Consider the following 26757-nt stretch of genomic DNA (forward strand, 5'->3'; position numbering starts at 1 on the left):
CCCCGCGTCGGGGGCGGTGCCGTGCTGCGCCACCGGGCCTCTACTCCCCCTCGCGCATCGGAACGCGGATGCCGTGGACCCGGGCGACCCGCTCGGCCTCCTCGTAGCCGGCGTCCACGTGGCGGATGACGCCCATGGCCGGGTCGTTGGTGAGCACCCGCTCCAGCTTGGCGGCGGCCAGTTCGGTGCCGTCGGCGACACTGACCTGACCGGCGTGCAGGGACCGGCCCATGCCCACCCCGCCGCCGTGGTGGATGGACACCCAAGAGGCACCCGAGGCGGTGTTGACCAGGGCGTTCAGCAGCGGCCAGTCGGCGATGGCGTCCGACCCGTCCTTCATGCCCTCGGTCTCCCGGTAGGGGGAGGCCACCGAGCCGGTGTCCAGGTGGTCGCGGCCGATCGCCAGCGGGGCGGAGATCTCCCCGGCCGCCACCAGCTCGTTGAACCGCTGCCCGGCGGCGGCCCGCTCACCCTGGCCCAGCCAGCAGATGCGGGCCGGGAGCCCCTGGAACGCCACCCGCTCGCCGGCCATGCGGATCCACCGGCCCAGGTGCTCGTTGTCGGGGAACAGGTCCAGGATCGCGCGGTCGGTACGGGCGATGTCGGCGGGGTCGCCCGACAGCGCCGCCCACCGGAACGGGCCCTTGCCCTCGCAGAACAGCGGCCGGATGTAGGCGGGTACGAACCCGGGGAAGTCGAACGCCCGGGTGAACCCGCCCTGGCGGGCCTCGTCGCGGATGGAGTTGCCGTAGTCGAACACCTCCGCGCCGGCGTCCAGGAACCCGACCATCGCCTCCACGTGCGCGGCCATGGACTCGCGGGCCCGCACCGTGAACTCCTCGGGCTTGGCGGCGGCCAACCCCTTCCAGTCCTCGAACGCCACCCCGGCCGGCAGGTAGGCCAGCGGGTCGTGGGCGGAGGTCTGGTCGGTGACGATGTCGATGGGCGCCCCGCGCGAGAGCAGCTCCGGGAACACCTCGGCGGCGTTGCCCAGCACGCCGATGGACAGCGGGCGGCGCTGGTCGCGGGCCGCCGCCGCCAGCTCCAGGGCGTGGTCCAGGCCGTCGGCGCGCACGTCCAGGTAGCGGTGCTCGATGCGGCGGTCGATGCGGCTGGAGTCGCACTCCACCACGATCGCCACACCGTCGTTCATGGTCACCGCGAGCGGCTGGGCGCCGCCCATGCCGCCCAGTCCGGCGGTCAGGGTGACGGTCCCCGCCAGGGTCCCGCCGAAGCGCTTGGCGGCGACCGCCGCGAACGTCTCGTAGGTGCCCTGGAGGATGCCCTGGGTGCCGATGTAGATCCACGAACCGGCGGTCATCTGCCCGTACATGGTCAGCCCCTGGGCCTCCAGGCGACGGAACTCGGGCCAGTTCGCCCAGTCGCCCACCAGGTTGGAGTTGGCGATGAGGACGCGGGGCGCCCACTCGTGGGTGCGCATGATGCCGACCGGGCGGCCGGACTGCACCAGCAGGGTCTCGTCGCCCTCCAGGTCGCGCAGGGACGCGCTGATGCGGTCGAAACTGCGCCAGTCGCGGGCGGCCTTGCCGGTGCCGCCGTAGACCACCAGTTCCTCGGGGTGCTCGGCGACCTCGGGGTCGAGGTTGTTGTGGAACATGCGCAGGGCGGCCTCCTGCTGCCAGCCCTTGGCCGACAGGGTGGTGCCGCGGGCGGCGCGGACGGTGCGCGGAGTGCTCATGGTGCGGTGTCCTCCAGGGGGTCTCAGTGCAGCGGGGTGACGGACTCGGCGGCTTCGAGGACCGAGCCGTCGGTGATGAGTCCGGCGACCCGGGCGATCTCGGGCGCCAGGTAGCGGTCGGGGCCGGGGCCCGAGACGTGCTCGCGCACGGTGCGCACGACGGCACCGGTGGCCGGCCCCGGCTCCAGCGGCGAGCGCAGGTCCAGGGCGCGGGCGGCGGTCAGCAGCTCCACGGCCAGCACGTTGGTCAGGCCGTCGACGGCACGGCGCAGCTTGCGGGCGGCCGACCAGCCCATGGACACGTGGTCCTCCTGCATCGCCGAACTCGGGATGGAGTCGACGCTGGCGGGCACCGCCAGGCGCTTGAGCTCGGAGACGATGGCGGCCTGGGTGTACTGGGCGATCATGTGGCCGGAGTCGACGCCGGGGTCGTCGGCCAGGAACGCGGGCAGCCCGTGCGAGCGGGCCACGTCGAGCATGCGGTCGGTGCGGCGCTCGGCGATGGACGCCACGTCGGCGACGGCGATGGCCAGGAAGTCGAGCACGTACGCCACCGGGGCGCCGTGGAAGTTGCCGTTGGACTCCACCCGGCCGTCGTCCAGCACCACCGGGTTGTCGATGACGCTGTCCAGCTCCCGGCCGGCGACGGTGAGCGCGTGGGCCAGGGTGTCCCGGGCGGCGCCGGCCACCTGGGGGGCGCAGCGCAGCGAGTAGGCGTCCTGGACCCGGTTGCAGTCGGGGCCGCGGTGGGAGGCGACGATCGGGGAGTCGGCGAGCAGGGCGCGCAGGTTGGCGGCGGAGGCGGCCTGCCCGGGGTGGGGGCGCAGCCGCTGGAGGTCGGCGGCGAACACCCGGTCGGTGCCCAGCAGCGCCTCCACGCTCATCGCGGCGGTGATGTCGGCGACCTTGAGCAGCCGCTCCAGGTCCATGCAGGCCAGGGCCAGCATGCCGAGCATGCCGTCGGTGCCGTTGATGAGCGCCAGGCCCTCCTTGGCGCCCAGCTCCACCGGGGTGATCCCGGCCTCGTGCAGTGCGGTGAACGCGGGCTTGAGCTCCCCGGCGGCGTCGCGCACCTCGCCCTCGCCCATCAGGGCCAGCGCGACGTGCGACAGCGGGGCCAGGTCGCCGGAGCAGCCCAGGCTGCCGTACTCGTGCACGACGGGGGTGATCCGGGCGTTGAGCAGGGCCACCAGGGTCTCCACGGTGGCGACCTCCACCCCGGTGTTGCCCGAGGCCAGGGTGCGCAGGCGCAGCAGCATCAGCGCGCGCACCACCTCGCGCTCCACCTCGGGGCCGGCGCCCGCGGCGTGCGAGCGGATGAGCGAGCGCTGCAACCGGGCCCGCAGGTCGGGGGCGATGTGGCGGGTGGCCAGCGCACCGAACCCGGTGCTGACCCCGTACGCGGGGACCTCCCCGCGGGCCAGGGTCTCGACCCGCTCGCGGCCGTGCCGGACGGCCTTGCGGGTCTCCTCGGTGAGGGTGATGCGGGCGCCGTGGCGTGCGACGGCCAGGATCTCGGCCGGGGTGAGCGGGGCGCCGCCGACGGTGACGGGAGCAACTGCTGTGGACATGCCACCATTCGACACCCCGGGCCGCCCCGGCCACAGGCCCGACACGGTCATTGTGTCCGAGATACCAGACAACCGCCCCGCGTGGCCCGGTCAGCGGATCACTCTCACCTCGCAGCGCAGGCCCGGTGCCGCCGCGAGTCGGGCGTCTGCGGTGACCAGGGCACAGTCCAGAGCCTCGGCGACCGCTACGTAGGCGGCGTCATAGGCGCTGACGTTGTTGCGCAGCTCCCAGACGCGCTCGGCGATCGTCCCGACGACCTCGACGTAGCCGGTGGTCTGCATCCCGTACAGCTTGAGCGCGGCCTCCGCGTCGGCCAAGGGGACCTTGCGCCCCAGAACGAGCCCTCGCAGCGAGCTCAGGAACTCCACCGGCTGGTGGCTCGGCGCGTACCACTCCGGATCACTGCCGAGGACTCTCTGGGGGACCCCGGAACCGTGCCCGGACACCCCGAGGTAAAGGTCGACGAGGGCCGAGGTGTCGACAACGATCACGCCACTTCACTTCCGGACTCGGGAACGCCGTCCCCTCGGGCCTCACGCACCGCGGCGACGATCTCCTCCACGGTCAGTCCGGCTCCGGGCAACGGAGTCTGCTCGACGATCGCACGGTTGCGCGCGAAACGGGCCTCTTTCTCCAAAAGAGCGAGCAGGTACGCCTGAAGCGACTTGCCCGACCTCTTGGCCTCTGCGGCCAGCGCCTCTCTGACCTCGTCGGGGACGTCCTTGATCTGGATAGCGCTCATGAAGCCACCATAACCTCAATTTAGCTAATTTGAGGTTCTTTTAGCGCCACTACGGCGCCGATATACATGCAGCGTTCCGTGGGAGAGTAGGGGTATGAGCATCGTGCCGGCGGCGACCCGGGCCCTGCGGCTGCTCCGGTTCCTGGCGACGCGGTCGGGACCGGTGTCGGCGACGGCGATCGCCGCGGAGCTGGGCATCCCGCGGTCCAGCGTCTACCAGCTGCTGGAGGCGATGGCCGAGGAGGGGTTCGTGACCCACCTGCCGGAGGAGCGGCGGTGGGGGCTGGGCGTGGCCGCCTTCGAGATCGGCTCGGCCTACCTGCGCCACGACGGCATGGAACGGCTGGCCCGGCCACTGCTGGCGCGCCTCACCGAGGCCACCGGCGCCACCTCGCACCTGGGGGTGCTGCACGGCGCCGACACGCTCTACCTGCTCAAGGAGCAGCCGCCGCACGCGCCGTCGCTGATCACCGGCGTGGGCGTGCGCCTGCCCGCGCACCTGACCGCGTCCGGGCGGGCCATGCTGGCACTGCTGCCGCGCGCCCAGGTACGCGCCCTGTACCCCGGGGCGGCGGCGTTCACCGACCGTACCGGGCGCGGTCCGGGCGACCCCGCCGAGCTGCGCCGGGTGCTGGCCGAGGAGGCTCGGCAGGGCTGGTCCATGGAGGACGGCCAGGTGACGGAGGGGTTCGTGTCGGTGGCCGCCGCGGCGCTGGACCACAACGGGCGCCCCGCGGCGGCGATCAGCCTGACCGTGCCCCGCGCCCGCCCGGTCACCCCGCAGGCGCTGGCCGGGAGGGTGCGCGACGCGGCGGCCGAGCTGACGCGCAGACTCGGCGGCCGCAGCGGCTAGCCCGCCTTGGGGCGCACCCGCTGGACGATCCCGGGGAAGGGCGCCGTGTTCTCGATCATGCGCAGGATCTTCTCCTTGAGGTCCTCGGGCACCTGAACGTAGAACTGGGTGGCCGCCTCCGGGTCCTCGTCCAGGCCCAGGGCGGCGGCGTCCTCGGCCCAGGAGGGCAGCTCGGGGTCGGTGCGGGGGGTGTCCAGCGCGAACTCGATGAAGTAGGTGGTCCGGTGGGCCACCACGGTCTCCTCGCGGATGCGCCGGATCTCCGGCCAGGCGATGAAGGTGCCCTCGCCCGGGAACCACCACTTGCGTTCCTGGAGCACCGTGACTCCGTCGCTGTCGGCGCTGATCCCCTGCCGGGTGATCCGCTGGGGCAGTCCGCGCAGGACGAACACGTTGCTCACCGGGCCGATGAACATCATCGTCAGGGAGGCCGCGACCCACAGGGACACCGACCCGACCGTCGTCTCGTCGTTGAGCACGTGCAGGAACGTGGAGCCCAGGACCACGAGGAAACCGGCGGTCAGGGTGGCCGAGAAGTAGGCCACGGCGATCCACATCCGGGCGTTGGGCCCGCGCAGGCTGACGTACCTGCGCAGGTGGGAGACTCCGGCGGGCGGATGGGTCAGGTCCGATGGGACGCCCCGTGTCACTGGGACGTCCGAGGGGTCGGGGGAAGCCATGGGTCCATTGTCCCCCTCCGCCACCGCGCTCGGTGCGTCCGACATGCCCGCTTCGGCCGCCATATGGGCGGTTCGACACCGAACGGTACGGAACGATGCGGTGAAACCTCGGGTGGGGCGGGGGGCGGGCGGTTAGAGTCCGACCCATGAATCCCAACACGAGACCGGGCGTGAGCGAGTACGACACCGAGTTGAGGGCCGGTGGCCGGGTCGTCTCCCTGGACGGAATGGTCTACCAGGGGCGCACCGTCCTGATGGAGGGCCCGGAGATGTTCGAGCCCCTGGAGCGCTGGGCCAAGGGGGTGGCCGAGGCACTGGGCGAGCCGGTGACCTGGCGGGCCACGGACCGCAAGGGGGAGCTGGCCGGACGCGGCACCGTCCAGCCGGGCCCGGCGGCTCAGAACCTGCGCGCGCTCTGAGCACCGCATTTGGCGCACTGGAACTTGCGGTCGTCGCCGAGAATCCAGTCGTGATCCCCGCCGGTAGGGCATGCGGACATGGGCACCAACTCCTTGGGAGGGGGCTGCGAGGGGTCTGCGCTGCTCACTGTACGTCCCACACACCACACCAGTCCCGAGAATGAGGAAATTCCCCCTTCGCTCGCCTTTGCCGTGACGTGCACGAACGCCGACAGGGCCCGTCGCGCAGGCGACGGGCCCCGGGCAGGTTCGAGGCGAGGGGGTTCGCGTTCTAGTTGCGGGCGGCGCGCATGTGGGCCTCCACCGCGGCGCGGTCGGCGCGCAGCTTGGCCAGTGCCTCATCGAGGATGAGCTTGCCCTCCTCGGCGCTGCGCCGCTCCTTCACGTACGCCAGATGGGTCTTGTAGGGCTCGGTGCGCGGCGGCGACGGGGGGTTCGCCTTGTCCTTTCCCGCGGGGAACCCGCAGCGGGGGCAGTCCCACTCGTCGGGAACGAGCGCCTCGCTGGCGAAACTGGGCACGACCTCGTGCAGGTTCGCGCAGTAGAACGGGACCCGGATGCGCGGGGCGGCCTCGCCGCGCTCCGCCTCGCCCATGGGACCGGCTCCGACCCGGCTGCCACGGATGGCACTGCCACTACCCACGAAAAACTCCTTCGGCGAACACGCTCACCGGCAACTGTGGCGAGCTTGACTGTGGAGGGTGAGCACCCGCTGGGTCGCGGGTCACATCCCCCGGTTGATCAGCAGGCCGAGGACAACGCCGGCGACGATCCAGACGACGGCGACGATGATGGTCATCCGGTCGAGGTTGCGCTCGACCACCGACGATCCACCGAGCGAGGATGTGACACCGCCGCCGAACATGTCGGACAGGCCGCCGCCCTTGCCCTTGTGCAGCAGCACGAGGAAGACCAGCAGCACGCTGAGAAGCATCACGAAGATGGACAGACCGAGGATCACACGCTCACCCGTAGCTCGACCCCGCAGCGGGGGGATGGACACCTCGATCCCTCGCTTCCCTCCCGTCCCGTCGGTGCCGTCGCGGCACCGGCCCGGTTCAGGGGGAGGAGGAGATCGGGGACGATTTCGGATTTTACCGTGCCCTGAGTGGCACGGGTGGGGAAACGGCAAGGGACGCAGGAACCCCACAGCGAAGTGTAGCCCGACCTGGAGACCCGTCGGGCGCCCCGCCTGTCACCGTTGCGCAACGGAGTGCGACCGCCGCGCCCGCCCCGGGCCTCCGTTCCGCCCGGTCGTCACGCGCCACCGGCCCGGTCGTCACGCGCCACCGGCCCGCCCGTCACCCACCACCGCCCGCCCGTCACCCACCACCGCCCTCAACGGACGGCCTTCGGCCGCGGACCTGCCCGCTCACGGACGGGACTGCGGCCGCAGGCCTTCCCGCTCACGGGCGACCTGCGGCCACGGACTCCTCCTCGAAGGCGCTCACCCCGGACCTCCCGATCCCCGTGTGCGCCCTCGCGGACGGGGCGGGAGGGGTCAGCCGTTCTCCGCGAAGCGGATGATCTTGACGAACTCCTCGGCCTTCAGGCAGGCGCCGCCCACCAGGGCGCCGTCCACGTCCTTCTCGGCCATGATGCCGGGGGCGTTGTCGCCCTTGACCGAGCCGCCGTAGAGCACGCGCACCTTGTCGGCCAGGTCGGCCGAGTACAGCTCGGCCAGGCGGCCGCGGATCGCCGAGCACACCTCCTGGGCGTCGGCCGGGGTGGCGACCTCGCCGGTGCCGATGGCCCACACCGGCTCGTAGGCGATCACCAGGCGCTCGGCCTGCTCGGCCGGGATCTCCTTGAGGGCACCGTCGAGCTGGGACAGCACGTGCTCGACCTGGCGGCCGGCCTTGCGCACGTCCAGCCCCTCGCCCACGCACAGCAGCGGCACGATGTCGTTCTTGAACGCGGCCTTGATCTTGGCGTTGACCAGCGAGTCGTCCTCGTTGTGGTACTCGCGGCGCTCGGAGTGGCCCACCAGGACGTAGGCGCAGTCCAGCTTGGCCAGCATGGAGCCGGAGATCTCACCGGTGTAGGCGCCCTTGTCGTGGGCGGAGATGTCCTGGGCCCCGTACCCGATGCGCAGCTTGTCGCCGTCCACCAGCGTCTGCACGCTGCGGATGTCGGTGAACGGCGGCAGGACGACGACCTCGGCGGCCTCGTAGTCCTTGTCCTCCAGGGAGAAGGCCAGCTTCTGGACGAGCGCGATGGCCTCCAGGTGGTTGTTGTTCATCTTCCAGTTGCCCGCGATGAGCGGCAGCCGCTGGGTCATACGGATCACTTCCTCGGAGAGTCTCGGGGGTAGGTGTCAGCGCAGGGCGTCGATGCCGGGCAGGTCCTTGCCCTCCAGGTACTCCAGACTGGCACCGCCGCCGGTGGAGATGTGGCCGAAGGCCGCCTCGTCGAAGCCGAGGGCGCGCACGGCCGCGGCCGAGTCGCCGCCGCCGACCACGGTGAAGGCGTCGGAGTCGATGAGGGCCTGGGCCAGGGCGCGGGTGCCCCCGGCGTAGGGCTCCATCTCGAACACGCCCATGGGGCCGTTCCAGAACACGGTCCTGGCGTCGGCGAGCTTCTCCGCGAACAGGGCGCGGCTCTCGGGACCGATGTCCAGGCCCATCCGGTCGGCCGGGATGGCGTCCACGGCCACGTCGGCGTGCGCGGCGTCGGCGGCGAACTTCTCGGCGGCCACCACGTCCACCGGCAGGACGATCTCCACGCCCTCGCGCTCGGCCCGCTCCAGGTAGCCCCGGACGGTGTCGAGCTGGTCGGTCTCCAGCAGGCTGGTGCCGACCTCGTTGCCCTGGGCCTTGAGGAAGGTGAACACCATGCCGCCGCCGATGAGGATGCGGTCGGCGGTGCCCAGCAGGTTGTCGATGACACCGAGCTTGTCGGAGACCTTGGAGCCGCCCAGGACCACGGCGTAGGGGCGCTGCGGGTCGGTGGTGAGCTTCTTGAGGACCTCGACCTCGGTCAGCACCAGGCCGCCGACGGCGTGCGGAAGCCTGCCGGGCAGGTCGTAGACACTGGCGTGCCTGCGGTGCACCGCACCGAACGCGTCGCCCACGTACAGGTCGGCGAGCTGCGCGAACCGGTCCGCCAGCTCGCCGCGCTCGGCGTCGTCCTCGCTGGTCTCGCCGGGCTCGAAGCGCACGTTCTCCAGCAGCGCCACCCGGCCGTCGGCCAGCCCGGCGCAGACGGCGCGGGCGGACTCGCCGGCGGTGTCGGCGGCGAAGGCCACCTCGGTGCCGAGCAGCTCGCCCAGGCGGGCCGCCACCGGGCGCAGGGAGTAGCGGGGGTCGGGGGCGCCCTTGGGGCGGCCCAGGTGGGCTGCGACGATGACGCGGGCACCGCGCTCGCGGAGCGCGTTGATGGTCGGCAGGGCCGCACGGATGCGCCCGTCGTCGGTGATCCGCTCGCCGTCCAGGGGCACGTTCAGGTCGGCCCGGACGAACACGCGCTTGCCGGAGACGTCGAGGTCGTCGATCGTCCGCATGCTGGTCTCCTCGTGACGAATATCGGTCTTGCCGCCCCTGGTCGCAGGGGCCGGAAAGGGGGTGCTCACAACGGCACCCCTCCGCGCGCAGTGCGGGCGGAGGGGTGCCGTGTCACGCGCCGGAGGCCGCGGGGGCCGGGGCGCCCTACAGGCTGGAGCCGACCAGCTTGGCCAGGTCCACCAGGCGGTTGGAGTAGCCCCACTCGTTGTCGTACCAGCCGACGATCTTGACCTGCTTGCCGAAGGCCATGGTCAGGCTGGAGTCGAAGGTGCAGGAGGGCGAGGTGCCGACGATGTCGGAGGAGACGATCGCGTCCTCGGTGTAGACCAGCACGTCCTTGAGCGGACCCTCGGCGGCGGCCTTGAACGCGGCGTTGACCTCTTCCTTGGTGACCTCGCGGCCCAGGGTGACGACGAGGTCGGTGACGGAGCCGTCCGGCACCGGAACGCGCATGGCCATGCCGTCCAGCTTGCCCTTGAGCTCGGGGATGACCAGGGCGGTGGCCTTGGCGGCACCGGTCGTGGTCGGGATGATGTTCTGCGCGGCGGCGCGGGCGCGACGCAGGTCCGAGTGCGGGAAGTCCAGGATGACCTGGTCGTTGGTGTACGCGTGCACCGTGGTCATCAGGCCCTGCTCGATACCGAAGGCGTCGAGCAGCACCTTCGCCATCGGCGCCACACAGTTGGTGGTGCAGGAGGCGTTGGAGATGACGTCGTGGTCGGCCGGGTCGTACTTGTCGTCGTTGACGCCCATGACGACGGTGATGTCCTCGCCCTTGGCCGGGGCGGAGATGATGACCTTCTTGGCGCCGGCGGCCAGGTGCTTCTTGGCGTCCTCGGCCTTGGTGAAGCGGCCGGTCGACTCGATGACGACGTCGACGTTCAGCTCGCCCCAGGGCAGCAGGGCCGGGTCGCGCTCGGCGAGGACCTTGATGTTCTTGTCGCCGACGCGGATGAAGTCCTCGCCCACCTCGACGTCGCCCGCGAGGGTGCCGAGCACGGTGTCGTACTTGAGCAGGTGCGCGAGCGTCTTGGTGTCGGTGAGGTCGTTGACCGCGACGATTTCGATGTCGCTGCCGCCCGCGGCGACCGCACGCCAGAAATTGCGGCCGATCCGACCGAAGCCGTTGACGCCTACACGGATGGTCACGGAACCAATCCCCTCATATATCGCACTTCATTTACACCCGGCATTGCCGACCGGTTCGCGCCCGGACCGCGGTGTACACCGCACGAACGGCTGTGAACAGGTGTTACGCCGCATCGGGTGTTCACAAAGAGCCTAGCGGAGGACGTGCGGGGGTCTGTTGCCGACCCATGCCGACCGCGCTCCGAACGGCTCGTGGATTCGCGACCATCCTGGCACCGCAAAGCGAAGAGGTCTATACCATTTGCTGAAGTTATCGGCGAGTTCTCGCAGTTAACAAAGCCGAACATCGGTGTTACGCGCGCACCGCGGGCCGAACCGCGCAGACCCAGGTCAGGGCACCAGCATGTCCGGAGTGAGGTTCGCCTCGGTCCCCTCGATGCCCAGGTCGGCCGCCCGCTTGTCCGCCATGGCCAGCAGCCTGCGGATACGCCCGGCGATGGCGTCCTTGGTCAGCGGCGGCACCGACAGCTGGCCCAGCTCCTCCAGGGACGCCTGCTTGTGCGCCAGGCGCAGCTTGCCCGCCGCCACCAGGTGCTCGGGGGCGTCCTCGCCCAGGATCTCCAGCGCCCGCTCCACCCGCGCACCGGCGGCCACCGCCGCCCGGGCGCTGCGCCGCAGGTTCGCGTCGTCGAAGTTCGCCAGCCGGTTCGCGGTCGCCCGCACCTCCCGGCGCATCCGGCGCTCCTCCCAGGCCAGAACACTCTGGTGGGCACCCAGCAGGGTCAGCAGCGCGCCGATGGAGTCGCCGTCGCGCACCACCACACGGTCCACCCCGCGCACCTCGCGCGCCTTGGCGTGCACCTTCAGCCGCCGCGCCGCGCCCACCAGCGCCAACGCCGCCTCCGGCCCCGGGCAGGTCACCTCCAGCGACATCGACCGGCCGGGCTCGGTGAGCGAACCGTGCGCGATGAACGCGCCCCGCCACGCCGACTCCGCGTCGCAGGCCCCGCCCGCCACCACGTGCCGGGGCAGGCCGCGCACCGGCCGGCCGTTGTTGTCGACCAGCCCCGTCTGCCGAGCCAGCGACTCGCCCTCCTTGATCACCCGCACCACGTACCGGTTGCCCTTGCGCAGGCCGCTCGGGGAGAGCACGACCACCTCGGACTCGTGTCCGAACACCTCGGAGATGTCCTTGCGCAGGCGGCGTGCGGCGGCACCGGTGTCCAACTCGGCCTCGATCACGATCCGGCCGCCCACCAGGTGCAGTCCGCCCGTGAACCGCAGGATGGTGGACACCTCCGCCTTACGGCAGCATGGCTTCAGAATGGCCAGACGGCTCAGTTCATCCTTCACCACGCCGGTCATCGCCATCGCTGCGATCCTCCCCTTGAAACGAACCTGACCGGTGTCGCGCGCCCGAACACCGGCGACGCCGCCGCGGCCCCGCCACGAGCGACTTTCTTCGAGGCAGACTACGTTACGGGACGCTCGGTGCCGACCCTCGGACGGCGTGTTGCCCCCATGCCCGCACCCTCGGCCCCCCGGGCGCGGGGGTTCGTGCCGGTGTGCGGTCAATTGCCCTCGACCTGCGATGACGGCGGCTCCGGCAGGTGGTCGCGCAGCACCACCGCCTGATCGTGCTCCTCATCGCGCGCCGAGTACGACGGCGTCACCGGACCCCCGGCGGGCCGCCGCCGGGATCGGCTCCGGCGCCTGGGGCCGATCGGCCGGTTCCGCCCGGTAACGGCGGGCGAACCCCGCCGACCCGGGCACGCGGCTCCGAAACAGGGACCCGTCGCAGACCCGTTCCACGGTGATGTCGCAGCCCACGGCGCCGGTGTTCCCCCGGCACGGTCAGGGGGACCCGTCAGGCGTTCAGGATGCGCTCGAAGGCCCGCGCCAGCAGCGCCGGGTCGTGCCGGGGACTGCCGTCGCCCATCGCCAGGTCGGCCAGCTCCAACCGCCCGCCCAGGTCGCGCACGGCCGCGGCCAGCGGCTCGACCTCCTCCACCGTGCCCCGGTCGGCCAGCACCACGTCCACACCCAGCTTGGGTGCGTGCTCGCGCAGCACCTCCAGATAGGTCTCGGGCCGGAAGTCGTCGGTCTCCCCCCGCTGCGGGGACAGGTTGAGCGCCACCACACGCTTGGCCCGCGTGGTGACCAGGGCGTGCGCCAGATCCGGCACCAACAGGTGCGGCAGCACACTGGTGAACCACGACCCCGGGCCGAACACCACCCAGTCCGCCTCCCGCACCGCCTTGACGGCCTGCGGTTCCGCCGGGGGCTCCTCCGGGATCAGCGAGACGGACCGCACCCGGCCGCCGGTGCTCGCACAGGCCACCTGGCCGCGGATCGTCGTCACCTCGTCGGGGCGCCCGGCGTCGGCGCCCACCACCTCGGCGGAGATGTCCAGCGGCACCGACGACATCGGCAGCACCCGGCCGTGCGCGCCCAGCAACTGCCCCACCCAGTCCAGCCCGGCCACGGAATCGCCCAGCAGCTCCCACAGCGCCACGATCAGCAGGTTGCCCACGGCGTGACCGTGCAGCTCCCCCTCGGAACGGAACCGGTGCTGGATCACCTTGCTCCAGGTGTGGCCCCACTCGTCGTCACCGCACAGCGCGGCCAGCGCCATCCGCAGGTCGCCCGGGGGCAGCACCCCCAGCTCGCGGCGCAACCGCCCGCTGGAACCGCCGTCGTCGGCGACCGTCACCACCGCGGTCACATCGGTGGTCACCCGCCGCAGAGCCGACAGGGACGAGTGCAGGCCGTGCCCGCCGCCCAACGCGACCACCCGGGGCGGACGTGTTCCGTCCCCGTCCGGTGCAGTGCTGTTCGCCATGGTCGTGGCCTGCCCCTCGTACCCGTGTCGGCGACGGGCCGTACCGCCGAGGACGGCGGACGCGCCCGACGCCCCCGAACCGCCGGAGCCCCCGCCCCAGGGGGTATCGGCACCGACGGTGACCGAGTCAATGTAAGGGAAGACGGCCCACTTGGCGATTCGGTTCACCCGACCGCCCCGAGCCACCGCGGCCGGGCCTCACCCGGCCCCCTGTTCACTCCCGTCCCACGTCCCGGTGCACCACGTGGACCTCCACGCCCTGGGCGCGCAACCGCTCCGCGAACTGCTCGGCCATGGCCACGCTGCGGTGCTTGCCGCCCGTGCAGCCCACCGCCAGGGTCATGTAGTGCTTGCCCTCGCGCTGGTAGCCCTCGATGGTGAGCTTGAGAACCTCGCTGTAGGCCTCCAGCATCTCCTTGGCCCCGTCCTGGGACAGCACGTAGTCGCGCACCGGCTCGTCACGGCCGTTCATCGGCCGCAGCTCCGGGATCCAGTGGGGGTTGGGCAGGAACCGGCAGTCCAGCACCAGGTCGGCGTCCACCGGCAGTCCGTGCTTGAACCCGAAGGAGACCACGTTGGCACGCGGGCGCGCCTCGTCGCTCTCCCCGAAGAACCCGATCACCCGCGCCTTGAGCTGGTGGACGTTGAGCTGGGAGGTGTCGATGACCAGGTCGGCCTCGCCGCGGATGGCGCGCAGGGTCTCGCGCTCACGGGCGATGCCGTCGGTCAGCCGGCCGTCGCCCTGCAACGGGTGGGGTCTGCGCACGCTCTCGAACCGGCGCACCAGCGCATCGTCACCCGCCTCCAGGTACAGCACCCGCGCCGTGATGTCACGCTTGCGCAGCTCCTCCACCGTGGACAGCAGGTCCTCGGTGAACGCCAGCGACCGCACGTCCACGACCACCGCCACCCGCGGCACCGCGCCGTGGGTGCGCCCCGCCAGCTCGATCATCGTCGGCAGCAGGCCCGGCGGCAGGTTGTCCACCACGAACCAGTCCAGGTCCTCCAGAGCCCTGGCCGCCGTGCTCCGGCCCGCACCGGACATCCCGGTGACGACGACCACCTCGGGCGGCAGCTCCCCGCCCAGTTCGACCGTCATGTGTCTCCTCCCCCGTCAGTGCTGTTCGGTACCGGTGCCCCGTCGGTCTCCCGTCCCGCGGAACTCCCGGAAAGGTGCGCGTGCACGGTCTCGGCCAGCTTGGGACCGATGCCCGGCACCGCGGCGATCTCCTCGGCCGTCGCCCCCGCCAACCGCTTGACCGAGCCGAACGCCTTGATCAGAGCGGTACGGCGGGCCGGCCCCAGGCCGGGCAACTCGTCCAGGGCGCTCCCGGTGAGCGCCTTGGCCCGCTTCTGGCGGTGGTAGGCGATGGCGAACCGGTGCGCCTCGTCGCGCACCCGCTGCAACAGGTACAGGCCCTCGCTGGTGCGCGGCAGGATGACCGGGTCCTCGTCGTCGGGCAACCACACCTCCTCCAAGCGCTTGGCCAGACCGCAGACGGCGACGTCGTCGATGCCCAGTTCGTCCAGGGCGCGGCGCGCGGCCTGCGCCTGGGGGCGCGCCCCGTCCACCACCACCAGGTTAGGGGGGTAGGCGAACTTCCCGGGTTTCGGCTCGTCGTCGATCACGTGACCGTCCTGTGCCGCAGAGCCCCCGGTCTCCCCCATCCGGGCGACCTCGCCGCTGCGGGCGCTCTCCTCCAGGTAGCGCCGGAACCGGCGCCCGACCACCTCGTACATCGCCGCGACGTCGTGCTGCTCGGTGCCGCCCTCGCCGCTGCCGCGCACCGAGAAACGCCGGTACTCGGACTTGCGGGCCAGCCCGTCCTCGAACACCACCATGGACGCGACCACGTGCTCGCCCTGGAGGTTGGAGATGTCGAAGCACTCGATGCGCAGCGGCGCCTCCTGAAGGTCCAGGGCCTCCTGCAACTCGTTGAGGGCGCGGCCGCGGGTGCTCAGGTCCCCGGCCCGGTGGGTCTTGTGCCGGGCCAGCGCCTCCGCGGCGTTCTTCTCCACGGTCTCCATCAGCGCCCGCTTGTCCCCGCGCCGGGGCACCCGAAGGTCCACGTTGGCGCCCCGGTGCCCGGCCAGCCACCCGGCCACCACCTCCGGGTCGGCCGGCTCATGGGAGACCAGTACCTCGCGGGGGACCGCGGTGCCGGTCCCCTCGCTCTCCTCGGCGCCCTCGGTGGAGCCGTACAGCTGGCCCAGGAACGTCGCCATCAGGTCCGCCGGCCCGGCCTCGTCCACCTTGTCCACCACGTAGCCGCGCCGGCCGCGGATACGGCCGCCGCGCACGTGGAAGATCTGCACGGCCGCCTCCAACTGGTCGTCGGCCAGGGCGATCACATCACAGTCGGTGGAGTCGGGCAGCACCACCGCCTGCTTCTCCAGGGCGGCGCGCAGGGCCTCGATGTCGTCACGCAGCCGGGCCGCCCGCTCGTACTCCATCCCCTTGGCCGCGTCCTTCATCTCACCCTCCAGGCGGCGGATGAAGCGACCGGTGTCCCCGGCCAGGAAGGAACAGAAGTCGTCGGCCAGGGCGCGGTGGTCCTCCGGGGAGATCTTGCCGGTGCACGGCGCCGCACACTTGCCGATGTAACCCAGCAGGCAGGGGCGGCCGCTGGTGCGGGCCCCCCGGAACACCCCCGCCGAGCAGGTCCGCACCGGGAACACCCGCAACAGCAGGTCCACGGTCTCGCGGATCGCCCAGGCGTGCGAGTACGGGCCGAAGTAGCGCACCCCCTTGCGCTTGGCACCGCGCATCACCTGCACGCGCGGGAACTCCTCGTCGAGGGTCACCGCCAGGTAGGGATAGCTCTTGTCGTCGCGGTACTTGACGTTGAACCGCGGGTCGTACTCCTTGATCCAGGAGTACTCCAGCTGGAGCGCCTCCACCTCGGTGCCCACGATCGTCCAGTCCACGTCGGCGGCGGTGGAGACCATCTGCTGGGTGCGCGGGTGCAGCCCGGCGAAATCCCGGAAGTACGACGACAACCGCGAGCGCAGGTTCTTGGCCTTGCCGACGTAGATGACCCGGCCCGACCCGTCCCGGAAGCGGTAGACCCCCGGGGAGGTCGGGATGGAGCCGGGTGCGGGACGCAGGTGAGGTGTCGCAGGCATACCCCCATTCTGGTGTGCGGCGGGGACATCCGGCCACTCGCGCCCCGCCCCGACCGGGGGCGAGAGCCGCGTCACGAGGACCACCACCGGGTCGCCCGAACGTCACGATCGGGTATCCGCATGCTCTAGGTTGGGCGGGTACACCGACCCTTTCCGACATGAACGACAAGGGGGCCTCGCGTCGTGGACCTCGACGAATATTGGGCCTGGATCGCCCTCGGCATCGCCGTGGCCATCTCCGTGGCACTGGTGTTCGCCGCGCGCTGGGTGCTCAAGCACAAGCTCGCCAAGATGTGGAGCATCGCGAACTTCCTGGTGGTCAGGACCCGCTACTCCGGGTACGCCGCCGGCGCTGTGGTGGGCGCCAACCTCGGCATGCCCAGCGTCGCCGACGTGGGCTGGTCCACCTACGGCACGCTCCGGCACGGCATGGTGATCCTGATGATCGCCTCGCTGACCGCCCTGGGCATCAGCCTCGCCTACGCCGTCACCGACACCATCCTGGCCCGCCTGTCCCACACCAACGGCGACGCCGACCGCAAGGCGCGCCGCCTACAGACACAGGTGCGGCTGCTGCGCCGGGTCGTCACCTCGATCATCGTGGTCCTGGCGATCTCCGCGATCCTGTTCACCTTCCCGCAGGTACAGGCGCTGGGCGCCGGGCTGCTGGCCTCCGCGGGCATCATCGGCATCGTCGCCGGTGTGGCCGCACAGTCCACCCTGGGCAACCTGTTCGCCGGGCTGCAACTGGCGTTCAGCGACGCCCTGCGCATCGGCGACGTCGTCGTGGTCGAGGGCGAGTGGGGCCGGGTCGAGGAGCTGACCCTGGTCAACGTCACCATCAAGATCTGGGACGAACGCCGACTGGTGGTGCCGGTCGCGAACTTCACCACGACCAGCTTCGAGAACTGGACCAAGTCGGGCACGGCGATCACCGCCAAGGTGATGATGCCGCTGGACTGGGAGGTGCCGATCGCGGAGCTGCGCGAGGAGGCGGGCCGCCTCATCACCTCCAGCGAGCACTGGGACGGACGCAGCTGGTCCTGCCAGGTGGTGGACATCACCGAGAACGGCGAAGTGATGGTGCGCGTCGTGGCGACCGCCGCCAACACCGGCGACCAGTGGGACATCGCCTGCCAGATCCGCGAGCACCTCATCGGCTGGCTGGTCGAGCACTACCCGCAGTCGCTGCCGCGCAACCGCACCGAGGTCGTGACCGTCGAGGACGAGGAGATCACCCGCGCCGCGGCCCTGTCCGCGGCCGCCCGGCGCGCGAGGCGCAACGGCTCCGGCGACCGGGAGGACACCGCCGAGGACGCCTGAGCCCTCTCACACGCGCACAGAACGCCCGGGACCGTCGCGGTCCCGGGCGTTCTGTGCGTCGGCGCCGCCGCGCTCAGTCCAGGATGATGTCGGTGCCGTCGATGGTGACCGTGAACTCCTCCAGCGCCGCCTGCGCCGGACCCACCACGACCTCACCGGTGGCGTAGTCGAACTCGCTGCCGTGGCACAGGCAGCGGATGACCCCGTCCTCCACCTGCTGGACGGTGCAGCCGCCGTGGGTGCAGGAGGCGGCGAAGGCACGGTAGTCGCCGGCCTCGGGCTGGGTGACGACCAGCTTGCTGTGGCTGAAGACGGCGCCGCCGCCCTCGGGGACGTCGGTGGTCTGCCCGACCACCTGGCCCCGCCGGACGTCCTGCGGACTGGGGGGCTCCCCGCCGCAGGCGCTCACCGCGGTGACGGCGCCGACGGCGGCGACCGCCCCGGCCGTCCCGAACAGGCGCCGCCTGCTCACCCCGCATCCGCACGTCTTCTCGACCGCCACGACGAACCGCTCCTCACCTGCGCGTCCAAACCTACGACGCACTGTAGTAGGCGGTGCGGAGTGCTTCGCTCCGGGTCCCGGACAAGCGCCGACCGGCCGCTGCCGCCGGGCCGCCGCCGCTGTGCCGGGCGCCCCGGGCCGGGAACGGCGGCGGCCCGCCCCCGGAGGAAGGGTCCGGGGACGGGCCGGGCATCCGCGGGGCGCGGCTCAGAGCAGCTTGGCGAGGAACCGCCCGGTGTAGGACTCGGCGACCGCCGCGACCTCCTCCGGGGTGCCCTGGGCGATCATGGTGCCGCCGCCGGAGCCGCCCTCGGGGCCCATGTCGATGACGTGGTCGGCGGTCTTGATGACGTCCAGGTTGTGCTCGATGACGATCACCGTGTTGCCGGAGTCGGTGAGCCGGTCGAGCACCCCCAGCAGCTTGCGGATGTCCTCGAAGTGCAGGCCCGTGGTGGGCTCGTCCAGCACGTACACGGTGCGTCCGGTGGAACGGCGCTGCAACTCGGCGGCGAGTTTGACCCGCTGGGCCTCACCGCCCGACAGCGTGGTGGCGGGCTGGCCCAGGCGCACGTACCCCAGTCCCACGTCGGTGAGGGTCTGTAGGTGGCGGCGGATCGCGTTGACCGGCTCGAAGAACTCCAGCGCCTCCGAGATCGGCATGTCCAGGATCTCGGCGATGTTCCTGCCCTTGTACTTGACCTGGAGCGTCTCCCGGTTGTACCGGGCGCCGTGGCACACCTCGCAGGGCACGTACACGTCCGGCAGGAACTGCATCTCGATCTTGAGCGTGCCGTCACCGGAGCAGGCCTCGCAGCGCCCGCCCTTGACGTTGAACGAGAACCGGCCCGGCTGGTAGCCGCGCGTCTTGGCGTCGGTGGTCTGCGCGAACAGCTTGCGGATGTGGTCGAACACACCCGAGTAGGTGGCCGGGTTGGACCTCGGGGTGCGCCCGATGGGGCTCTGGTCCACGTGCACGACCTTGTCGACCTTGTTCAGGCCGTTGATCCGCAGGTGCCGGCCCGGGACGTCGCGCGCCCCGTTGAGCTCCTTGGCCAGCGCCTTGTACAGGATCTCGTTGACCAGCGTGGACTTGCCCGAGCCCGACACGCCGGTGACGGCGGTGAACACCCCCAGCGGGAAGGTCACGTCGATGTCGCGCAGGTTGTTCTCGCGGGCGCCCTTGACGACCAGCTCGTGTCCCCTGGTCAGCGGACGGCGCACCGCCGGCAGGTCGATGGAGCGGCGTCCGGACAGGTAGTCGCCGGTGAGCGACTCCTCACTGGTGAGCAGCTCGTCGACGATGCCCGACACCACGACGTGGCCGCCGTGCTCGCCCGCGCCGGGACCGATGTCCACCACCCAGTCGGCGGCGCGGATGGTGTCCTCGTCGTGTTCCACGACGATGAGCGTGTTACCGATGTCACGCAGCCGCTGGAGCGTCTCCAGCAGGCGGGCGTTGTCGCGCTGGTGCAGGCCGATGGAGGGCTCGTCCAGCACGTAGAGCACGCCCACCAGGCCCGAACCGATCTGGGTGGCCAGCCGGATGCGCTGGGCCTCACCGCCGGAGAGCGAACCGGCGGATCGGGCCAGGCTGAGGTAGTCCAGACCCACGTCCAGCAGGAAGCCCAGCCGGGCGTTGATCTCCTTGAGGACCTGGGCCGCGATGACCATGTCGCGGTCCGACAGCCGCAGGTCGGCCAGGAAGCGGGCGCTGTCGGCCAGCGACATCGACGCCACCTCGGCGATGGACCGCCCGCCCACGGTCACCGCGAGCACCACCGGCTTGAGCCGGGTCCCCTCGCAGGCCGGGCAGGGCACACTGCGCATGTAGCCCTCAAGGCGTTCGCGGCCGTAGTCGCTCTCGGTCTCGGTGTAGCGGCGCTTGACCCAGGGGATGACGCCCTCGAAGTCGGTGTAGTAGGACCGCTCGCGGTTGTACTTGGTGCGGTAGCTGACGTGGACCTGGGTGTCGTGCCCCTCCAGGATCGCCTTGCGGGCGCGTTTGGGCAGCTTCTCCCAGGGGGTGTCCAGGTCGAAGCCGACCGCCTCGCCCAGGGCGGTGAGCAGCCGCTCCCAGTACCCGCCGTTGGGACCGCCCGACCAGGGGGCCAGGGCGCCCTCGGCCAGGGTCTTGGCCGGGTCGGGGACGATCAGCTCCGGGTCGACCTCCATGCGGGTGCCCAGGCCCGAGCACTCCGGGCAGGCTCCGTAGGGGGCGTTGAAGGAGAAGGAGCGCGGCTCCAACTGCTCGAAGGACAGGTCGTCGTAGGGGCAGTACAGGTGCTCGGAGAACACCTTCTCGCGCTCGGGGTCGTCCTCGGCCAGGTCGACGAAGTCCAGCACGATGGTCCCGCCGGCCAGCTTGAGCGCGGTCTCCACCGAGTCGGTCAGCCGCCCGCGGGAGGACTCCTTGACGGAGAGCCGGTCCACGATCACCGAGATGTCGTGCTTGTCGTAGCGGCCCAGCTCGGGCGCCTCGTCCAGGCGCACCGGCCGGCCGTCCACGACCGCGCGGGTGTACCCCTTGGACTGTAGGTCCTTGAACAGCTCCAGGTACTCGCCCTTGCGGCCGCGCACCACCGGGGCCAGCACCTGGAAACGGGTGCCCTCGGTCATCTCCAGCACCCGGTCGACGATCTGCTGCGGGCTCTGCCGGGCGATCTCCCGACGGCACCGGGGACAGTGCGGGACGCCGATGCGCGCCCACAGCAGCCGCAGGTAGTCGTACACCTCGGTGATGGTGCCGACGGTGGAGCGGGGGTTGCGGCTGGTGGACTTCTGGTCGATGGACACCGCCGGGGACAGCCCCTCGATGAAGTCCACGTCGGGCTTGTCCATCTGGCCCAGGAACTGGCGGGCGTACGCCGACAGCGATTCGACGTAGCGGCGCTGCCCCTCGGCGAAGATCGTGTCGAAGGCCAGCGAGGACTTGCCCGAACCGGACAGGCCGGTGAACACGATCATGGCGTCGCGGGGCAGGTCCAGCGACACGTCCTTGAGGTTGTGCTCCCGGGCGCCCCGGACCACCAGTTGTTCGACCATCGAGTTGAGACATCCTTCGGCTGTGGCACACAGGGCACCGGTCGGGCGTCGGCCTGCCGTGCGTGGTTCGTGTGTTCGGCGATCGGGTCCCCCGGACGACCGCCCCGGCCCCGGATCCGGGCCGCTGAAGGGGGTGGGGAGGGTATGGGTCTCCCCGCCCGTCAAGACTAACGACCCCCGCCGACAGAATCTTCCGCAACGGAGAAGCGCCGCGCCCCGGTGTTCCGGCGCCGATACGAGGTCCACTATAGACGAACTGGTGTTCGATATCCGGGTTTTCGCACAACCCGGGGGAAAGAAGAACCGGGGGCGGCCCCGGTGTGCGGGACCGCCCCCGGACGGGAGCGCGGGACGACCTTCAGGACCGGTCGGTCGCGGAGTCCCTCTCGCCCTCCTCCTCGACGGCGCGAGGGGTGCTGCGCTTGTCGGCCGCGGACTTGACCAGGCTGCCGGCGATCGTGACCACCATGACGCCGATGATCACCGTCAGGGACAGGGAGGTGCTGATCTCCGGGACGTGCACACCGTTCTCGTGCAGCGCGTGCAGGATCATCTTGATGCCGATGAACACCATGATCGCCGACAGGCCCCAGCTGATGTAGGACAGGCGGTCCATCAGACCGGCCAGCAGGAAGTACAGCTGGCGCAGGCCCAGCAGGGCGAACGCGTTGGCGGTGAAGACGATGTAGGCGTCCTGGGTGAGACCGAAGATCGCCGGGATCGAGTCGACCGCGAAGACCAGGTCGATGACGCCGATGGCCAGGATGACCAGCAGCATCGGGGTGATGTGGCGCTTGCCGTCGAGCTTCACCGTCAGGTGCGCGCCGTGGTAGCCGTCGGTGACCGGCCAGAACCGCTTGACCAGGCGCACGACCGGCGTCTGGGTGAAGTCCTTCTCCTCTTCGTCGCCCTTCACGTGGTCCCGGACGATCTTGTACCCGGTGTAGATGAGGAAGGCGCCGAACAGGTAGAAGACCTCGCTCCAGGCGTTGATGACCTGGGCGCCGAGGATGATGAAGACACCGCGCATGATCAGCGCGATGACGATGCCGATCAGCAGCACTTCGTGCTGGTACTTCTTGGGCACCGCGAAGGAGCCCATCAGCAGGTAGAACACGAAGAGGTTGTCGATGCTCAGGCTCTTCTCGGTGACGAACCCGGCGAAGTACTCCGCGCCCGCGGTCGCGCCGCCGTAGTACCACAGGCCGAAGCCGAAGAGGATGGCGATGCCGATGTAGAAGGCCGCCCACCAGGCGGCCTGCTTGACCCCGAACTCCTGGGGGCCCTTCTTCTTGCTCCACGGGTGGTCGACGATGGCCAGGTCGACGACCAGGATGGCGACCATGGCGCCGATCGTGGCGACCCAGACCCACAGGGGTACGTTCACTGTCGTTTGCTCCTCCGGTCAGTGCGCGCGAGCTGTTTGCACGCACGTCGAACCGCCGGAGGTCTCTCCCGCTCGCACCTGGGACGGTGCGAACCGACGGTACCGGGAGCACGTCCTTGTACTCCGTGATGACGACGCCGCCGCGACAGGGATACTCCCCTCACATGCCAAGTCAGGATACCGGCCGCACGATGTGACGACGCACGCCCGGGCGGTGACCACGATGCCACATCCGTCCTCTCCGCAGAAGCGGCACGGAGGACGAGGTGGCACGACCCCCGGGACACATCTTCCTTTCCCGGAGGACATCCGACGGACACATCGGGGATCCGGTCATATAAGGTGCGCGACGTCCGGGACATTCCCCCCACGCTCCCCGTCACCGTCCCAGCACCGACTTGTACACCGCGCACGCCGCCGCCACCGCGTCCTCCTCGCCGGGCAGCGACCGCGCCGCCGCCGTGGACCTCCCCCGCAGGTCCGCGGCGAGTGCGGGGTCGTCCAGCACCCGCCCCACCGCCGCCGCGAACGCCTGCGGGTCGCCCGGCGGCACCATGAGCACCGTCCCCGCGTACAGGTCCGGGATACCGCCCACCCGGGTCGACACCACCGGCAGCCCCGCCCGCAGCGCCTCCATGATCACCAGTGACGGCCCCTCCCACTGACTGGTCAGGCAGAACACGTCGGCGGCAGCCAACAGGTCGGCCACGTCCGTGCGGTGCCCCAACATGCGCACGTCGGCCGCCAGCTCCGCGGCGGTGTCGTGCAGAGTCCCCCACAGCGGCCCGTCCCCCGCGATCGCGATGACCGGCTCCGGGCGCCGGTCGGCGATCCGCGGGGCCGCCTCCAACAGCATGTCCAGGCCCTTCTGCTCGGCCAGCCGGGCGATGGTCAGCAGCAGAGGCCGTTCCGGCAGCACCGCCAGGTCCGACCGGGTCGCCTCCCGGCCCTTCACCGGCGGTCCGGTGTCGGGTGCCGCCACCACCGCAGGACGGACGTCGCGCGCGCCCGCCCGCTCCAGCCGCCGCACCAGGTCCCCCGACACCCCCAGCAGCACGTCGGCGCGCAGCGCCACGATCCTCTCCAGCACCGGGTAGGCGGCCGCCATCGGGCCGTCCACCGGAGGCGGCGCGTTGTGCGCCGTCACCACCAACGGATGCGTCCCCGCCAGCGCGCACAGCGCACCGGCCCGCATCCCGTGGGCGTGCACCACGTCGGCCCCCCTGAGCACCGAGCGCAACCGCAGCACCGTCGCCGGGTCCGCGACCGAGGGAGCCGCCCCGATCCGCACCGGCGCGAACCGCATCCCGGCGTCGGTGAACCCGAACTCCCGCTCGGCCGCGGCAGGACCGACCACCGCCACCCGGTACCCCCGCCGCACCAGCCCCTCGCCCAGGGACCGCACATGCCTGCCCGCTCCACCGGTACTGGTCCCCAGCACCAACGCGATCCTGCCGTTCACCGGCTCCCCCTCCTGCGTTCGAACACGCTCCGGACCCGATCCAGGGCCGCCCGGGCCGCCGACCGGTCCAGCACGGCCGCCACCAGGGCGAACACCACCACCGCCAGCACACCCGACACCAGGGCCGCCCCCACCGAGGACCACACCCCGCCGCCCGCCAGCGCCACGGCCACCGGACGGCCCGCCGCCCAGCCCGACACACCGCCCACCGCCACCGCCGCGACCGACCGGCCCGCCCCGGCCAGCGCCGCCGCACCGTGCACCCGGCCCACGGCCACCGCGCAGGCCAGCGCCGCACAGGTCAGCCCCAGCGTCGTCGACCAGCCCAGGGCGGCGACCGCCCACCCGGCGGGCACCAGCGCCACCGACACCACCGAGCACACCATCACCAGCAGCCAGCCCAGGGTCTGGGCGGCCGCCGCGGGCCTGCCGTGGTGGGAGGCGTACAACGCCCGGCTGAACAGCGCCACCAACCCGAACCCCACCACACCCGGCGCGTAGGCCACCAGTGCCCGCTCCAACGCCACCGGGTCGTGTCGGGAGAACACCTCGGCCACCGGCGGCGCCGCGGCCGCCAGCGCGGTGCCCACCGCAGCGGTCAGCACCGCACAGGCCCGCGCGGGACCCGCCACCAGCTCCGCGTACGCTTCCCGGTCACGGTCGGCGTGCGCCACCGCCAACGCGGTGAAGGCACTGGTGGCGATGGGCACCGCGATCACCCCGTAGGGCAGCGTGAACAGCGCCCACGCATAGGAGTACAGCACCGATCCGCCCGCCCCGCCACCGCGGTTGGCCAACGCCACCGACAGCAGCAGACACGCCTGCATCGCCACCAGCGGCACCAGGGACGCCGCCGCCAGCGACCGCACCCGCCGCCCCACACCGGGCGGGAAGACCAACCGCGGACGCCAGCGCGACCCCAGCCGCACCGCCGGACCCAGCACCGTCAGGAACAGGGCGACCACCCCGGCCGTCGTCCCCAGCGACAGCACCAGCTCCGCCCCCGGGGCAAGCCCGGCCGGGTCGTCCCGGTGGGCCCCGCCCAACGGCACGAACAACAGGTAGGAACAGATGACCACCACGCTCGACACCAACGGCGCCGCCGCCGGGGACAGGAACCGCCGGTGCGACTGCAACACCCCGTAGAGCACCGCCGCCAGCCCGTAGAACACCACCTGTGGGGCGAACACCAGCAGCATCCGCACCGACAGCGCCGCCATCACCCGCGGGTCGCAGCCCGCGCCCGCACCCAGCATCAGCGCCATCGTGTAGGGGGCGGACAACGCGATCAACCCGGCCAGCGGCACCGACAGCAGCAGCACCCAGGTGAGCAGTGCCGACGCCGTGTGCTCCACCTGCTCCCGCTCGCCCCGCCCGGCCGCGGCCGCCAGCACGGGGACGACCACCGCGGTCAGCGCCCCGCCGATGACGATCTCGAACAGCACCGCGGGCAGCTGGTTGGCGGTGATGTAGGCGGTGCCCAGACAGGTGTCGCCCACCGTCTGGGAGAACACCACCGTGCGCCCGAACCCCGCCACCCGGGCGCCGACGGTGACCGCGGCGATGAGCAGCGCGGCCCGGCCGACCCCGTGCGTCACCCCGGCGGCGATGCGGGACACCCCGGGCCCCTCACGCGCACCGCCCCCACCGGTCCAGGGCGCGCAGCGGCGGCACCCGGTCGATGACCTTGGAGAAACTCGTGACCTCGCCGGCCAGGGTCAGGGCCACCATCCCGCCCAGCAGCGCCAGCCGCACCGGGCGGGGGGCGCGGGCCGCGGCGGCGACGCCCAGGGCCGCCCCCAGGGCGTTGGCGCCGGCGTCGCCGAGCATGGACCGCTCGGCCAGGTCGTCGGGGAGCAGGACCGCGCAGGCACCGATGGTGGGCGCCAGGACCGGGGCCGCCGGGGAGGCCAGCCCGGGCAGGGCGGCCAACAGGCCGAGTTTGACGGCGCGGCCCGGACGCAGGTCGAACAGGTTCACCAGGTTGGCGCCCGCGGCGATGAGCGCCCCGTCCACCAGGGTGTCCAACGGGCCGCGGCGCAGCAGTGCGGCGGCGGCCAGGCCGGTGGCCCCGATGCCCGCCATCTTCACCGCCCCGGTGGTCACCCGCCCCCGGGCCAGGGCGCCCAGGTGGCCGCGCAGCCCGCGGTCGTCGGCGGATCCGGCCAGGTCGTCGTAGGCGCCGAACCCGGCCGCCCCGGCGGCGGCCAGCGCCGTCGCCGCCCGCACCCGGGGGTCCAGGCCGGGGGTGAGCAGGCTCGCCGCGCACACCCCCGAGGCCAGCGCCGGCCCCTCCTGAAGGGTCACCCGCCGCCCCCGGAAGTTGGTCCGCCACCACGCCGCCGCCCGCCCCGGATCCGCCACCGGCGCCTCGGCGACCGGGCCGGGGGCCGAAAGTGCGGGCCGGGGCGCCCCCGCGCCCACGGGGACGGCGACCGCCAGCTCGGACGAGCGTCGTGTAGGGAAAGTGTGAGGCTCGCCGGTGTCTTTGCGTCTATAACTTACATACTACACCG

Annotated in this window: 23 protein-coding genes; 3 read left to right on the plus strand and 20 right to left on the minus strand. The window is 71.7% G+C overall.

Features of this window, described 5'->3' with window-relative positions; all coding sequences use genetic code 11:
* Positions 1-40: 40 nt before the first annotated feature.
* The 4 genes from hutU to QJS33_RS22230 form a co-directional block, all read right to left on the minus strand.
* Positions 41-1699, minus strand: coding sequence for a urocanate hydratase (gene hutU, locus QJS33_RS22215; protein WP_306369977.1), 1659 nt, complete (start codon positions 1697-1699; stop codon positions 41-43).
* A 23-nt stretch (positions 1700-1722) separates the two neighbouring features.
* Complete coding sequence (gene hutH / locus QJS33_RS22220; protein ID WP_306369978.1) at positions 1723-3270, minus strand: histidine ammonia-lyase; 1548 nt, start codon at positions 3268-3270, stop codon at positions 1723-1725.
* 90 nt (positions 3271-3360) lie between these two features.
* Positions 3361-3762, minus strand: coding sequence for a type II toxin-antitoxin system VapC family toxin (locus QJS33_RS22225; RefSeq protein ID WP_306369979.1), 402 nt, complete (start codon positions 3760-3762; stop codon positions 3361-3363).
* The gene (locus QJS33_RS22230) at positions 3759-4013 is read right to left on the minus strand and encodes a hypothetical protein (protein WP_306369980.1); all 255 of its coding nucleotides are present in this window, start codon (positions 4011-4013) and stop codon (positions 3759-3761) included. Before QJS33_RS22230 ends, QJS33_RS22225 begins: the two co-directional genes overlap by 4 nt.
* 94 nt (positions 4014-4107) lie before the next feature.
* Between QJS33_RS22230 and QJS33_RS22235 the strand changes: the two genes are divergently transcribed.
* Positions 4108-4866: an IclR family transcriptional regulator gene (locus tag QJS33_RS22235; RefSeq protein ID WP_306369981.1), complete on the plus strand. Its 759-nt coding sequence runs from the start codon at positions 4108-4110 to the stop codon at positions 4864-4866.
* On the opposite strand, the gene QJS33_RS22240 is transcribed toward QJS33_RS22235, so the two are convergent.
* Positions 4863-5546, minus strand: coding sequence for a hypothetical protein (locus QJS33_RS22240; protein ID WP_306369982.1), 684 nt, complete (start codon positions 5544-5546; stop codon positions 4863-4865). The genes QJS33_RS22235 and QJS33_RS22240 overlap by 4 nt on opposite strands.
* Positions 5547-5692: 146 nt before the next feature.
* Here QJS33_RS22240 and QJS33_RS22245 point away from each other — a divergent pair, with 146 nt between their 5' ends.
* Positions 5693-5965, plus strand: a complete 273-nt coding sequence (locus QJS33_RS22245) for a hypothetical protein (RefSeq protein ID WP_306369983.1) — start codon at positions 5693-5695, stop codon at positions 5963-5965.
* Between the two features lie 271 nt (positions 5966-6236).
* Here QJS33_RS22245 and QJS33_RS22250 read toward each other — a convergent pair whose 3' ends face one another.
* The 9 genes from QJS33_RS22250 to uvrC all read right to left on the minus strand — a co-directional run bounded on the left by QJS33_RS22250 (position 6237) and on the right by uvrC (position 16525).
* Positions 6237-6608, minus strand: coding sequence for an RNA polymerase-binding protein RbpA (locus QJS33_RS22250; RefSeq protein WP_073381179.1), 372 nt, complete (start codon positions 6606-6608; stop codon positions 6237-6239).
* Between the two features lie 81 nt (positions 6609-6689).
* On the minus strand, positions 6690-6926 hold the full coding sequence (gene secG, locus QJS33_RS22255; RefSeq protein WP_306369984.1) for a preprotein translocase subunit SecG: 237 nt from the start codon (positions 6924-6926) through the stop codon (positions 6690-6692).
* 540 nt (positions 6927-7466) lie between these two features.
* The gene (gene tpiA / locus QJS33_RS22260; RefSeq protein WP_306369985.1) at positions 7467-8246 is read right to left on the minus strand and encodes a triose-phosphate isomerase; all 780 of its coding nucleotides are present in this window, start codon (positions 8244-8246) and stop codon (positions 7467-7469) included.
* A gap of 36 nt (positions 8247-8282) precedes the next feature.
* Positions 8283-9467 carry a phosphoglycerate kinase gene (gene pgk / locus QJS33_RS22265; RefSeq protein ID WP_306369986.1) on the minus strand — a complete coding sequence of 395 codons (1185 nt, stop codon included), beginning with the start codon at positions 9465-9467 and terminating at the stop codon, positions 8283-8285.
* 145 nt (positions 9468-9612) lie between these two features.
* On the minus strand, positions 9613-10617 hold the full coding sequence (gene gap, locus QJS33_RS22270) for a type I glyceraldehyde-3-phosphate dehydrogenase (RefSeq protein WP_306369987.1): 1005 nt from the start codon (positions 10615-10617) through the stop codon (positions 9613-9615).
* A gap of 330 nt (positions 10618-10947) precedes the next feature.
* The gene (whiA, locus tag QJS33_RS22275) at positions 10948-11928 is read right to left on the minus strand and encodes a DNA-binding protein WhiA (protein ID WP_220560016.1); all 981 of its coding nucleotides are present in this window, start codon (positions 11926-11928) and stop codon (positions 10948-10950) included.
* Between the two features lie 496 nt (positions 11929-12424).
* Entirely contained in the window at positions 12425-13399 is a 975-nt protein-coding gene (gene yvcK, locus QJS33_RS22280; protein WP_306369988.1) for a uridine diphosphate-N-acetylglucosamine-binding protein YvcK, read from the minus strand.
* 214 nt (positions 13400-13613) lie between these two features.
* Entirely contained in the window at positions 13614-14498 is an 885-nt protein-coding gene (gene rapZ / locus QJS33_RS22285) for an RNase adapter RapZ (protein WP_306369989.1), read from the minus strand.
* A complete protein-coding gene (uvrC, locus tag QJS33_RS22290) occupies positions 14495-16525 on the minus strand; it encodes an excinuclease ABC subunit UvrC (RefSeq protein ID WP_306369990.1) in 2031 nt (676 codons plus the stop codon). Before uvrC ends, rapZ begins: the two co-directional genes overlap by 4 nt.
* Positions 16526-16708: 183 nt before the next feature.
* Between uvrC and QJS33_RS22295 the strand changes: the two genes are divergently transcribed.
* Complete coding sequence (locus tag QJS33_RS22295; RefSeq protein WP_306369991.1) at positions 16709-17848, plus strand: mechanosensitive ion channel family protein; 1140 nt, start codon at positions 16709-16711, stop codon at positions 17846-17848.
* 73 nt (positions 17849-17921) lie between these two features.
* Here QJS33_RS22295 and QJS33_RS22300 read toward each other — a convergent pair whose 3' ends face one another.
* The 6 genes from QJS33_RS22300 to QJS33_RS22325 form a co-directional block, all read right to left on the minus strand.
* On the minus strand, positions 17922-18320 hold the full coding sequence (locus QJS33_RS22300) for a Rieske (2Fe-2S) protein (RefSeq protein ID WP_306369998.1): 399 nt from the start codon (positions 18318-18320) through the stop codon (positions 17922-17924).
* 237 nt (positions 18321-18557) lie between these two features.
* The gene (uvrA, locus tag QJS33_RS22305) at positions 18558-21392 is read right to left on the minus strand and encodes an excinuclease ABC subunit UvrA (protein ID WP_306369992.1); all 2835 of its coding nucleotides are present in this window, start codon (positions 21390-21392) and stop codon (positions 18558-18560) included.
* A gap of 358 nt (positions 21393-21750) precedes the next feature.
* Positions 21751-22779, minus strand: coding sequence for a TerC family protein (locus QJS33_RS22310; RefSeq protein WP_306369993.1), 1029 nt, complete (start codon positions 22777-22779; stop codon positions 21751-21753).
* 379 nt (positions 22780-23158) lie between these two features.
* On the minus strand, positions 23159-24241 hold the full coding sequence (locus QJS33_RS22315) for a glycosyltransferase family 4 protein (protein ID WP_306369994.1): 1083 nt from the start codon (positions 24239-24241) through the stop codon (positions 23159-23161).
* Positions 24238-25860 carry a murein biosynthesis integral membrane protein MurJ gene (gene murJ / locus QJS33_RS22320; protein ID WP_306369995.1) on the minus strand — a complete coding sequence of 541 codons (1623 nt, stop codon included), beginning with the start codon at positions 25858-25860 and terminating at the stop codon, positions 24238-24240. Before murJ ends, QJS33_RS22315 begins: the two co-directional genes overlap by 4 nt.
* 10 nt (positions 25861-25870) lie before the next feature.
* Positions 25871-26605 (minus strand): hypothetical protein, encoded by a 735-nt coding sequence (locus QJS33_RS22325; protein WP_306369996.1) that lies wholly within the window; start codon positions 26603-26605, stop codon positions 25871-25873.
* Between the last annotated feature and the right edge of the window lie 152 nt (positions 26606-26757).

The sequence above is a fragment of the Nocardiopsis sp. CC223A genome, assembly GCF_030766825.1.
Classification (GTDB): domain Bacteria; phylum Actinomycetota; class Actinomycetes; order Streptosporangiales; family Streptosporangiaceae; genus Nocardiopsis.